General features: G+C 39.5%; 11 protein-coding genes. 8 read left to right on the top strand and 3 right to left on the bottom strand.

Going from position 1 to position 11,545, the window contains the following annotated elements; all coding sequences use genetic code 11:
• Positions 1–61: 61 nt before the first annotated feature.
• Positions 62–277 (bottom strand): autonomous glycyl radical cofactor GrcA, encoded by a 216-nt coding sequence (locus AB4375_RS07445; protein WP_276605512.1) that lies wholly within the window; start codon positions 275–277, stop codon positions 62–64.
• A 96-nt stretch (positions 278–373) separates the two neighbouring features.
• Positions 374–1,219, bottom strand: coding sequence for a hypothetical protein (locus tag AB4375_RS07440; RefSeq protein ID WP_133160489.1), 846 nt, complete (start codon positions 1,217–1,219; stop codon positions 374–376).
• Between the two features lie 589 nt (positions 1,220–1,808).
• Between AB4375_RS07440 and AB4375_RS07435 the strand changes: the two genes are divergently transcribed.
• From AB4375_RS07435 to AB4375_RS07425, 3 genes are read left to right on the top strand one after another with little or no spacing between them, the layout of a single operon-like run.
• On the top strand, positions 1,809–2,099 hold the full coding sequence (locus AB4375_RS07435) for a hypothetical protein (protein ID WP_104216230.1): 291 nt from the start codon (positions 1,809–1,811) through the stop codon (positions 2,097–2,099).
• 25 nt (positions 2,100–2,124) lie between these two features.
• The gene (locus tag AB4375_RS07430) at positions 2,125–2,649 is read left to right on the top strand and encodes a hypothetical protein (protein ID WP_104216229.1); all 525 of its coding nucleotides are present in this window, start codon (positions 2,125–2,127) and stop codon (positions 2,647–2,649) included.
• 27 nt (positions 2,650–2,676) lie between these two features.
• Complete coding sequence (locus tag AB4375_RS07425; RefSeq protein WP_372051271.1) at positions 2,677–3,387, top strand: AbiJ-NTD4 domain-containing protein; 711 nt, start codon at positions 2,677–2,679, stop codon at positions 3,385–3,387.
• Positions 3,388–4,344: 957 nt separating this feature from the next.
• Here the strand turns inward: AB4375_RS07425 and AB4375_RS07420 are convergent.
• Complete coding sequence (locus tag AB4375_RS07420; protein WP_104216205.1) at positions 4,345–5,484, bottom strand: hypothetical protein; 1,140 nt, start codon at positions 5,482–5,484, stop codon at positions 4,345–4,347.
• 679 nt (positions 5,485–6,163) lie between these two features.
• Between AB4375_RS07420 and AB4375_RS07415 the strand changes: the two genes are divergently transcribed.
• From AB4375_RS07415 to tnpA, 5 genes are all read left to right on the top strand, one after another.
• Entirely contained in the window at positions 6,164–7,927 is a 1,764-nt protein-coding gene (locus AB4375_RS07415; RefSeq protein ID WP_372051270.1) for a P-loop NTPase fold protein, read from the top strand.
• Positions 7,927–8,769 carry a hypothetical protein gene (locus AB4375_RS07410; RefSeq protein ID WP_104216207.1) on the top strand — a complete coding sequence of 281 codons (843 nt, stop codon included), beginning with the start codon at positions 7,927–7,929 and terminating at the stop codon, positions 8,767–8,769. The genes AB4375_RS07415 and AB4375_RS07410 overlap by 1 nt, the downstream gene beginning before the upstream one ends.
• On the top strand, positions 8,762–10,093 hold the full coding sequence (gene qatC / locus AB4375_RS07405) for a Qat anti-phage system QueC-like protein QatC (protein ID WP_104216208.1): 1,332 nt from the start codon (positions 8,762–8,764) through the stop codon (positions 10,091–10,093). Before AB4375_RS07410 ends, qatC begins: the two co-directional genes overlap by 8 nt.
• On the top strand, positions 10,093–10,818 hold the full coding sequence (gene qatD / locus AB4375_RS07400) for a Qat anti-phage system TatD family nuclease QatD (RefSeq protein ID WP_104216209.1): 726 nt from the start codon (positions 10,093–10,095) through the stop codon (positions 10,816–10,818). Before qatC ends, qatD begins: the two co-directional genes overlap by 1 nt.
• 392 nt (positions 10,819–11,210) lie before the next feature.
• Positions 11,211–11,528, top strand: coding sequence for an IS66 family insertion sequence element accessory protein TnpA (gene tnpA, locus AB4375_RS07395; RefSeq protein WP_017037717.1), 318 nt, complete (start codon positions 11,211–11,213; stop codon positions 11,526–11,528).
• Positions 11,529–11,545 lie beyond the last annotated feature (17 nt).

The raw sequence follows: 11,545 nt of genomic DNA, 5'->3' as shown, positions 1-11,545 counted from the left end.
TGGTGTGAGAGGACGGAGGCCGCGAGGCCTCCTCCTACTCGATTAATTTAAGCTCTAAAAATTATAGAGACTCAGTGAACGTACGTGCGATAACGTCACGTTGCTGTTCAGTTGTTAGAGAGTTGAAACGTACAGCGTAACCCGATACACGGATAGTTAGCTGTGGGTAGTTCTCTGGGTGAGCAACTGCGTCTTCTAGCGTTTCACGCTTAAGAACGTTAACGTTTAGGTGTAACGTTGCGACTCCAGTATGACTTAAAATATTGTTTATATAGATCTATAAAATCATGACTTATGTTCTCTTGAAGAAGATAGCCATATAGAGATTTTAAGTTTTATTCATTTTAGTTGATTGAGTGTCCGTGCTCCCAAATTATGATCTAATATATGCGCGATAAATATTGTTGATCTTACGATTCATCGATGACGTTTCCTGCGAGAACTCTCTATCATAAAATGATTCGCCATAGTCGAGGCTCAGGTTATGACGTTGACTACCAGTCAAACTATTCCAGCTCGATACGTATGTGAATATTGATTTTAGCAGTTGATGGAAAACATCTAGGTCGGCTACTAAAGTAAATGTCATTAGAGACTGAGGAGAGCCCTCACTAGTTTGATATCTTATAAAATTTAGCTTTAAATGATCTCTGCTCAACCTTGAAGTGATTAACTCAACTTTGGTATTCAAAATACGCAACAAACTGTCATTGATTGTTTGATATCTAGGTTCAAAATTTTTGGTTATACGTGGGTTAGTCAACATAAGGATCTCCTCTGTGGTAAACATAATTAGACCACCACGATATGCTTGCTTTTTGTCCAAAAATAAAAGCAGCGCGATCAATATAGGTAGATCTGAGAACATCATAATTTGATACTTCTCGGCAGAACTAAGAGCTGTGTATTCAAAACGAAACTTTAACTCATCCTCGTTGGGATGCGATACGTCATAAATCAATTCGTTGAAGGCTTTTGAGATGGGCTCATTTGGTAATCGCCACGCCAATTCTTCTAAAACTGAAGGCACTGTGGTCATATTACTAGCTAGATGACGATGCGTGACTCTAGATCCATGAATCAGCTTCTGTGGGCAAGTTGAGTTCAGAGCAGACTGTTTATAAGGAGTTAAATTTGGATCTGTAGCTTTAACGGACAATAGTTCACTAATAGGTTCATTCGTTGAAGATAGGAGATGATTTTTCGTTGGGATCGACATTTTGCCCTCAAAAAGCGGCCAATACTTCCACTTGTTGATGGTATTGTCAATTGTTGTTCGTGGATGAGAGTACTATCATCTCTTTACCCGATCAGGTGTATAATAAATATTTTGAATCATACACTTATTACGCAACCAAAGTTTGGTCACCAAACCTTGGTTGCGTGAGTTTTCGATTCAGAGCTTATAAATGACCCAAACTTTAGTAGCGTCGTAGATGACATACAATGCCTAGTAGCGCAGCTGTATTTACTCATCAATATTGGGCATCTGGAGTTACCTCTATTAATGATTCCTAGCACACTTTCCCCCCAAAGCTTGTTAGACCTTTTTCAATAAGAAAACTGCTAGCTTGATTTATCCCTATCTATGCTAATGTTTCAACATGGCACACAGAACAAACACAAAAACCTTCGTATATTCAATCCAGTATTTAGGTATGCTTGGGGGGAAAAGGATGTGATAAACATCCAACATCGACATATTGAGCTGTTAGGCATTTGCGTTAAAACACTCCAAAAACAGCAAGTACTCTTGAAATATATACAATGATTTAGAGTCGAAAAAATCATAAATATAGGCAAGCATTATGAGTGAAAAAGAAGAAGTAGTATTGAAAATACTGGATTACCTAAATGAAATTGAAGTGCGTGCTACTTATGGCGCTGTTGCTGAGGTGTTGGGAGTATTACCTCGCTCTGTTGGACAGCAGTTTTTAGGTGAAAAGCGACCATATGCTTCTTGGGTTGTTCGTGAAGACACGGGTTTACCTACAGACTATTTGGAAGACCAACTACATCCTAAGTTACTTTCCAAGAAAAGCCTTATAAAGTCTGGTTCTGTGTTGAGGCGTAACATCGGACTGAGCCAGAGTATCTAACAAGGCGTTAGCATTCAGGAGCAATATGAATATTTTTGAGGTTGACTATGGCCTTGGCCCATTAATCGATGTAGAGGAAACGATCCAAGCAGGTATCGCAAAGTTGTTTGAGAGGAACCGCACTGAACCTTGGTTCGATGGGGTGTGGATGAACGAATACGGTGAAGTTCTTTACGGCTCTTTGCTTGTTTCAGCTCAAGCTTACTGCATCAGTAGCTTACGAGATATTAACGAAATCCGAGTCAGCTTAGGGCTCAATAAATTGACCAAAGAAAAAGCATATCAAAATCACCGTGTAAAAGTTCAGGGTTATTCTCTAATAGAGATGGTTAATTGTACTGCCAATTATTTCAAGCACCGAGATGAGTGGAGCGATACTTGGCCTGATAATTACACTACACGTGTTCTAACAGCATTCTCAATGGACTGTGAATTTCTGATAAATGAATTTCAGGGGTTAATTGACTCAGAATATGGTTATAAAACACTTTCCGACTTAGTTTCAGAGTGGAGAAATGATCTAATTGATCAATCGAAAAATGAAAGCTAACAAGGCGTCAACTAAATTGAGGCAATTATGAAGTACTTTAGTGATCAAGAAAGAGGTACTACGCCTCGAACAAACAATGAGATCCCGCACAATGTTTGGTGTGGGCTCGTTGCTTTAATTCAAAAGCTAATCAATACGGGATATTTTGGAGAAAATTTTCCAGAGCTTTGCCTTGATGGACAAGGGTGCTGTGGTACTGATGAGACAGGGTTTACCTTTGCTCTAAAAGCTGAAATATTGGGAATTGAATACCCACTTGTTACAGAAAAAGACGAAAATCCTGATGGTTGGTCGCATAAAAAAGTCCCGTTTGTTCCTAACTATTTGGACGCACTAGATTTAGTACAGTTTTGCTACGCAAATGTATCTAAGCCTACACAAGGAAGTTATCATTCGTACTATAGGCATCACCATATAGATTCGTTTGATCGTACAACTGGACGAGCCGATTTCTTAGAGAAGGTTAATACCATTTTCACTCGAAATGGTTTGGCTTATGAGCTACTAGCTGACGGCCAAATTAAAAGGGTTATGAGTGGGGCTCTAAGTTCTGTTATTCAACAAGCCCCGAAAACATCTGAGCAGGAGCTAAATGACCTACTTGAGCATGCAAATAGAAAAATTTGTAATACTGACGTACGAGTTAGGTATGAAGCTTTAAAAGAGCTTTGGGACGCTTTTGAACGCATAAAGACAGTCGCTGAACCAGAGAAAAGCAATCATTGGCCACCTTACTAGACAACTGTTCATCTGACCCTGATTTTCGAGCAGAACTAGAAGCAGAAGCTAAGGCTTTGACAAATATAGGAAACGCATTCTTCATTCGTCACTCAGAGATAAGCCAGATTAAACTTACTGATAGCAGTCATATTGAATATCTCTTTCATCGACTTGCAAGTTTAATGTTGTTGCTGGCTAAAAATCTAGAGTAAATCAGGGCAGTCTAAGTAAGTATAGTAAGGAGAGGGCTACCCGCTAGCTGTTGAGCTAGCGAGCGGGTTTACCTTACCAACCCTATAAGCGTGACAGAAATCCTGTCGCACTCAATGCACACACAAAAGCTGTAACGGGTTCAAAGCTTGCAACCAAAATTACAAACAATCCCCCAAAAGCAGTGATGAGCTTTGGTAAGGATGCTGAACCCGCATTATCTCGTTTCACCATAGGCTACTCCTCAAATACGTTCCTCTCAGTCTCATGAAGAGTCAGGAAGAGGAGTTCAGACTTTGCCATCTATTTTGTTTACGAGCAGTCGCAATGGTGATGGCAACCTGACTGCACTGATTTGCACATTATATAAATCAGTTGATTGCAGTCAATCAAAAGCCGAACTTCTTGTGAGTGAAAATTTTCAATACGTGAGCTAATACATAAATAACGAATCTAGCAATCCTTTTAACCATTTATCCCCAATACAGAGGCTACTACTTTACGTTGCGTATATGTTGATTCTTACGACTCAACGGTTACAGTTCTATGAGTTCTTCCGTTCACTGAGAATATAAATTATCAGTGTTATTAGCAGAAGGTTTTCTGTAGGTAGATCGGCTAAAACCTTTATCAAATCAATCATAAGTTACCTTTGCCGGTTGTGGGTCGATTTAGGTAAATTAAAACTTATTAGAGGGGAGGTTAGGCAAGTGGGGTTACCTGTTAAAAGGCTAGGGGTTACCTAGGTTACCCCTAGTTTTTCTCCTACCTAGATTTGATCATTGAAGCTATTCGCTCTAGCTTTACTTGGCTCAATCCCTGAACTTGATCAGAACCATCCTTGTGGGTGATTCCTCTCTGTTTGCTTTCTGCTTTCAGCCAGTGTTGTATTACTTTGTTTGTTGGAGGAGTAGCTTCGTTTAAACATAGCTCTTCATAAGCATCAATAGCTATTTGTAATTCAGGCGGGTATGAGTTATTTGTGGTTTCTGGAGTCATCGAATCTTCATTAATGAGTAAATCTCTTAATCGTGAAATTTCCTCTTCTGATTCAGAAAGTCTCATCTCTAGTAATTCAACTGACTTGCTTATGCTTTCAGGTTGATAATCCAAACCAATATCTAATCTTTGATATTCAGACCATCTTAAAAATTCTTGCTTTGAGATTATTGTAAGCTCGTAATCCAATACTGCTCGCTGTTTTAGTAACGTTCCATTCTTGTAATTTTTAGAATACCTTTCACCGAACTCATCATTACATGATGTCCAAAGCTCTACTGTATGCAATTTAAATCCATGTTGATTTGTTCCTTTTATACAGTCGCTTAATAGTTCAAGGTAGTGATTGTATGAGTACCTCTGTGATGGCATTTCTATTGATGCCATAGGTTCAATATTCGCAGCTATTTTTGCGGCGGCACTTAAAGTAAAGTTACTTTTTTGGTTGATAACCTTCACATCATAAGCATGGTCTTTTGCGAGAAGTTGAAGTTTTTCGATTGGCTTAGGGTATCCAATTTCTGATGCTATTTTGCAAAGCTGTTCATATGAGAATAACGCTTCATCTTCTACCTCGGTCTTAGTTTTTAGTAGGTAAACATTCCCAATTAATTCCTCGTTATTGCTGTATTTTGTGCCTTTAACCTCAACTACGAAATTAAAAACTGGCATATCCGGATCACAGATCGCATAGCCACTTTCGATTTCCTCTAGGGTAAATTTGGGACCAACGACTTCAGTTTTGTGGACTATAAAATAACCGTCAACATAACTGATTTTGTCACCTTTAAAAATTAGGCCTTTGAAGTATATGTAGGGGTCTAGCATCTCTTCTATATCAGCGAATGGAATCGAAATAGACCTAGCTATTTGCGATGCCGTAAAAAAGTTTGTGTCCTTATCCATACTGTCTTCGTACCTTTACTCAAATTACAAGGCCCCAAATTGGTAGGTGAGCAATTTATTTTGGGACTTTCCCCAAGCCTTAGTAAAACTAGATTTTTGTAATTATCACAGATATTTAGGTGGAATTAAAGGTGTGGCTAGAGACTGTAGATTGCGAAACTCTTTCGTACTTAAGGTGGTGTTGGGTGTCGCAAGTTAGCATACATAAACTAATGTCGTGGTTGGTATTTAGGCGATCGAATTTAAATGATTTCTGTCCAAAAACGTCACAATCTGAATTTTAACATTTGGCATTTTTTAGCTCGAAAATGCCCCCAAACGTGTTTTTTTAGCAGTAAACCTTCACTAGAATAATTTAGTCAGCAAGTTGCTTTCCAATTTGTTAAAGGAGTTACTTCCTATTTGTTCAGCCGCTGGTGCACAATTTCTCATAGCCTCTTGTCAAACTGATCTGGCAAGTCTCTGACTCATACTCTTACCTCACAAACTGAGTTTTATTATCTTTGAATTGCTAAATTCACAGATTAGAATGATAAAATTATTAAGAAACAAAGCACATATTTGTTTTTACTTGTGATATCAGAGAAGTAACGCCTTCAATAGAATCTTATTTAACTTGAGGATCAGTCAGCTGAGTCAATACTGACGCGGTTGTTATTAGTACTGTCAGGACATAAACATGTGGTCAGATAAAGAATCTAAGATCGATTTTTTAAATTTCAATGAGATTGCTGAATCAATCAAAGATCTCATTACAGAGAAAGAGTTAATGCCAATATCTATTGGCGTATTTGGTGATTGGGGTGCTGGTAAGTCAACAATTTTAGAGTTGACCGCTAAAGCGCTTGAGAAGGAAGAACAAGAGTACATCCAGATTCATTTTGATGCATGGACATTTCAAGGATACGACGATGCAAAAGCTGCACTGTTGGAGACTATAGCAGCACAATTGGTTGAAGCTGCCGCTGAGGATGAAAAGCTACTTGAAAAGGCACTTGATTTTGCTAAGCGCATCGACAAAGTAAGGTTTATGGGGCTTATGGCTGAAGGTGCTGCTGCTATTTCTGGAATGCCGACATTCGGTGCAATTCAGAACTTTTTTGGTTGGGCTGGAGATGCCTTTGATGAAGATGATGATTTGGATTTCGAAGCAGCTCAGAAAGATGCTAAAGCAATAGGTCAGGTTGGTAAAAAGGCTAAAGGACTTGTAAAAGCTAAGAAGAAATTCTCTCCTCCAAAAGAAATTAGAGAGTTTAGAAAATCCTATATATCGTTGCTAAAGGCTTTTGATAAACCTGTAATTGTTTATGTTGATAACTTAGATAGATGTTTACCTGAGAATACGATATCCACACTAGAAGCAATTAGATTGTTTTTGTTCATGCCAAATACTGCATTTGTTGTTGCGGCTGACCCTGACATGATTCGCTTGGCAATTCCTCATTTCCATAAGGGAGCTTCTGTACGTCACCAAACTGACTATCTAGATAAACTGATTCAAATCCCTGTACATGTTCCAAAGCCCGGTTTTGCTGAGGTTAGAGCCTATCTGATAATGCTAATTGCCCAAGACAGAGGTATCCCAATAAAAGAGTTCGACCGCTTGAGGCTAGGGTTGGAAGAATCACTCAGGTTTTCTTGGAAACAGGGACAGATTTCGGTAGATGATTTACTCGAAAGGTGTGAGCTTGATGACGCTGAGCTTAGAGAAGAGTTTAAGATAGCAGAACAGATGGCTCCAATATTGGCAGAGTCTGCGAACATAAACGGCAACCCAAGAATCGTAAAGCGCTTACTTAATCAAGTTAAGATGAGGAAAAAAACTGCACATCGTAGAGGTATGCAGCTAGATGAGCGAACAATAACTAAGCTAGTAATTTTTGAACGCTGCATGGGTATTCAAGCAACAAATAGGCTGTATGAGCTCATTGATTCAGAGAGTGGTAAACCAGAACTCATTGAAGAACTCGAACGAACAGATAAAGAGTTTGATATCGAAAGGCTACCTGATGAATGGAAGAAAGAAGTTCATTTCCTAGAAAAATGGGCTCGATTAAAACCTTTGTTTACAGGTGTAGATCTAACAGCGGCAGCATACTTGAGTAGACAAAATATCCCGATGGGCTCTGTTAATAGCGTCATGTCAGGCGCAGCACAAAAAATGCTCGAAGGATTGTTGAAACAGAAAACTAGATCCAGTAAAGCGAGCTCTGAACTGATTGAACTTACAGCTAGTGAAGAGTACATATTTGTGATGGATAGCCTCATCGAAGAGTTGCGTAAAGTTGAAGAATGGGGCCTAAAAACCTCCGGAATATATGGAGCAAGGCAATTGGCAGCACATGATGATAGGTGTAAGGCTAATTTTTTAGCTTTCGTGAAGAAAGCTCCCAAGAAACGATGGCTAGAATCATTGATTAAAGAACTAGAGGCAACTAAATAATGGGAACTTCAGCATCAAGTACCGGACCTAATAATAAGAGCCCGTTGTTACCACCATGGGCAGAGCAAGGCGGTTCAGTGGAAGTTGGTTCTGATAATGGAGCTGACGTTAGCGTACCACCACAGGAAGTTGATAATGGAAAAGTACAAGAGCAGATTCCGGGCTCAGTTCCTAATATTCCGTCACCAAATCGACTGACAGGGGCAAGAAGGGCATTTGGGGATTACGCAAAGTCAGGAAGTGACAGCTCTAATTTGAGAGGCTCTCTTAAGAAATACTCTAGAAGCTCCGGTGGAGGTTCTGGAGTGAGCCGCAGGCTAGCGAGCGGTATCACTGCTGGCTCCGGTCTATTGGGGATGATGCAAGGTGACAGCGTTAAGTATAACGATAGAACCCTTTCTCTATCTGAGTTAAATGGATTAACTACTGACCAAGCTATAGATCGTATTAGCGATCATCTAACACCTGATAACGGTGATGCTGAATCTGTGCGTTTAGCAATAGATTTTGCATTAGCGGAAGTATTGCCTGATGAAGAAAAGTTTGATGAGTCCATGTTTACAGATGATGTGGTAACAGAAGCTATATCTTGCTATTTAACTGATCTGATTTTTCAGGATGTTGTTGATGGAATGGGCAAGGCTTGGTTCCATGCTGAACACGCTAGTAAACATCACAAAATGGAAGAAGAATTAAGGGATCTAATAAAAGTGATAACTCAATCTAAAGTAGAAAAGATCACGAGTGATAATGGAGGGCATTTATCGCAGGCTAATATCACTAAAATTCAAATTGACGCGATATCGCAGACTGTAGATGAATGGGAGTCTTTTAATGATTAATTTCTACTTTAACCATAATCCTTCTTTGCTTCCCGAGTATTCCGAGACTTGCCACCCAGTGCAACTCTTCGGTACGCACCCACACGATAGCTCTAAGCACAGTAGAGCTTCGGGTAGCTTACTAAAGAAAGTACGTGAGCTTGGGGTTAGTATTGATGCGGATGCTTTAGATTTGATAACCATAGCTAGTGCCGTTACTGCTGCTGAGACATTTGAACTTCGAGGTAATGCGGCAGATGCGTGGTCAAGGGTTATGCACTTGCATATTCCGGTTATTAACGAAAAATTATGGGGAAATTTATCGGAGCGTCTTAGTTCTATCTTGAGCTTCTTAACTGGTGACCAGTGGAAGTTTACGTTTACGAAAACTTTGCTTGAGGTGCCTAAACCTATTGTTAGTAACAAATCAAAAGCAAGGTTGAATAGCTTCAAAGGACTAAACTCAGTTTGTCTTTTCTCTGGTGGGTTAGATAGTGCTGTTGGCGCAATAGATATACTAAATGGTAAATCCAATTATAAACCGCTTTTGCTTAGTCATGCTTACCGTGGAGATGGTGTTAAACAAGAGAACATCAAGAGGCTTTTAAAGTCTAAGTATGGTGAGCTTTCTTATAGCATTTCACCTAGTTTAATGGCTGGATTGAAAGGTAAAACTGATGTCACGATGCGTGGAAGAAGCTTTAACTTTTTAGCTATGGCTGTGTTGGGGATTTCTGCTCTGAGAAATGCTAACGAAGATAGTAGTATTTCTACAATTATTGTTCCCGAGAATGGGTATATTTCAATCAACCCTCCACTCACAAGGCGACGAATTGGTAGCCACAGTACACGGACTACTCACCCATATTTCTTGAATCGTCTTGAAGAACTCTTAAAAGATGCTGGATTTAACGTGACATTTGTTAACCCATACCAATTTCAAACAAAGGGTGAAATGTTAGAGGAATGTGTTGATCAAGTTGCAATTGCTAAGGCCATTCCGTTGAGCGTGTCCTGTAGTCATTGGCATCGAAAACATATGCAGTGTGGTCATTGTGTTCCTTGCTTAATTAGACGTTCATCTGTCCATCATGCGGGGTTCAAACAAGATGCACCATACGTTAGTAAGAACTTAAAATTTGTTCATAACGATAAAGATACTAGAGATGATTTGCATGCGGTGCAGACTGCAATTATTAGGCTTAATAAATCTCAAGACTACAAGGGATGGATTAGACAAAGTGGCTCGTTACCGAATGAACAAACTACAAGAGAAAAATTAGAGTCTACAATTAGACGTGGACTCAAAGAAGTGGAAACGTTTCTTGAGACGAATAAAATATAATGATGGATATGCATTGTCATGTCGATCTTTACCCCGATTATGACATGGTTTTAAAAGACATCAGTGATACTGGTTGCTATCTATTATCCGTTACGACAGTACCTTCGGCTTTCAAAGGTACTGTTAATTTAACGCGTGATATTAAAAACTGTCGGACGGCACTTGGATTGCATCCCCAGTTAGCTCATCAGAGAAAAAACGAGCTTGCCCTGTTTGATACATTGATAGAAGAAACACGGTATATTGGAGAGATTGGACTTGATGGTTCAAAGGGCTATAAAGAACATTTTGACGACCAGTTGATTGTTTTTAATCATATTCTTCAAAAATGTGAATCTCAAAAAGATAAGATATTAACTATTCATAGCCTAAATGCAGTTGACGCAGTTTTAGAATGCTTAAGAGAGCACCCCAAAGCGGGCACTCCTATTCTTCATTGGTTTCTTGCAACAAAAAGACAAGTATTGAAAGCAATCGATCTTGGTTGTTATTTTTCTATAGGACCAGCCATGTTGTTCTCGATAAGAGCGAAGAATGTCATTTCTTGGCTACCAAGAGATCGAATTTTATTGGAAACAGATGGTCCATTTGCCAAGGTGAAAGGAAAAATTCTATATCCATCCGATGCGGCCAGTGTTATTCCGTATATGGCAGAGTTGTGGGGTATTTCTCCTGATGAAGTAAGAGATATACTCAAAGCTAATTTGAAAGGCCTTGTTAGTTAGGCTCGCTTACTTGGTTTTACTTAATTCAGCTTATCCGAAGACGCAATGTGGTAGCTGACTCAAACTCGTTTATGTTCAGAGGCGTGTTATGCCGCCATGCTTTGGGACAAAAGCGAGTTTGTATTTCCGGTAGATATGTGATGTTAGGACGCATCCTCGTAGCCAAGTTCTTTCTTATCAACAAGATCCAAATCTACAGTGCCAACAAACTATCAACCACAGTTACTTATTTATTTAGGATTGAGTTACTTATTTATTTAGGATTGGACTGCTTGATTATCTCTGAGTTTAACTCCAATTCATCCGTTTATCGTAAGCGTGTCATGAACACCGCATTCTAATCTTTCAGCACGAAGAATAAGATCAACTCTCCAACCCAAAGGAGAGTTGAAATGGCAAAACGACGTACCAACCTAGAATGGCAATCACTGTTTGAGCAATATGAAAGCAGCAGTGTTACCCAACGCGCTTTTTGTGAAGAGCATGGACTGAGTTTATCCACGTTCTTCGCCAAACGGCGTCAACTCCAAACAGCAAACCAATCGGAATCTGTCGGATTTGTTAGAGCCGAAATCGTTGAAAAGACAACCAAGTATCAGGCCCAGATAGCTACGGCGAACATGACACTTCTCATCAATGATGTGGAGCTGAGCATTCCTCAAGGCACGCCAGCCACCTATCTTGCTGAACTCATTGGAGCGTTGTCATGAAAGGTATGCTCAGCGCT

Origin of the sequence: Vibrio sp. 10N.261.51.C6 (assembly GCF_041471785.1) — a bacterium.
Classification (GTDB): Bacteria; Pseudomonadota; Gammaproteobacteria; order Enterobacterales; family Vibrionaceae; genus Vibrio; species Vibrio crassostreae_C.
The sequence above is the reverse complement of the archived record's forward strand: the minus strand, read 5'-3'. Positions and strand labels throughout refer to the sequence as shown.

Bases quoted from the DNA above. Each gene is read 5' to 3' on its own strand.
- tnpA (WP_017037717.1), top strand. From the start codon at position 11,211: ATGGCAAAACGACGTACCAACCTAGAATGGCAATCACTGTTTGAGCAA.
- AB4375_RS07435 (WP_104216230.1), top strand. From the start codon at position 1,809: ATGAGTGAAAAAGAAGAAGTAGTATTGAAAATACTGGATTACCTAAAT.
- AB4375_RS07430 (WP_104216229.1), top strand. From the start codon at position 2,125: ATGAATATTTTTGAGGTTGACTATGGCCTTGGCCCATTAATCGATGTA.
- AB4375_RS07425 (WP_372051271.1), top strand. From the start codon at position 2,677: ATGAAGTACTTTAGTGATCAAGAAAGAGGTACTACGCCTCGAACAAAC.
- AB4375_RS07420 (WP_104216205.1), bottom strand. From the start codon at position 5,484: ATGGATAAGGACACAAACTTTTTTACGGCATCGCAAATAGCTAGGTCT.
- AB4375_RS07415 (WP_372051270.1), top strand. From the start codon at position 6,164: ATGTGGTCAGATAAAGAATCTAAGATCGATTTTTTAAATTTCAATGAG.
- AB4375_RS07440 (WP_133160489.1), bottom strand. From the start codon at position 1,219: ATGTCGATCCCAACGAAAAATCATCTCCTATCTTCAACGAATGAACCT.
- qatC (WP_104216208.1), top strand. From the start codon at position 8,762: ATGATTAATTTCTACTTTAACCATAATCCTTCTTTGCTTCCCGAGTAT.
- AB4375_RS07410 (WP_104216207.1), top strand. From the start codon at position 7,927: ATGGGAACTTCAGCATCAAGTACCGGACCTAATAATAAGAGCCCGTTG.
- qatD (WP_104216209.1), top strand. From the start codon at position 10,093: ATGATGGATATGCATTGTCATGTCGATCTTTACCCCGATTATGACATG.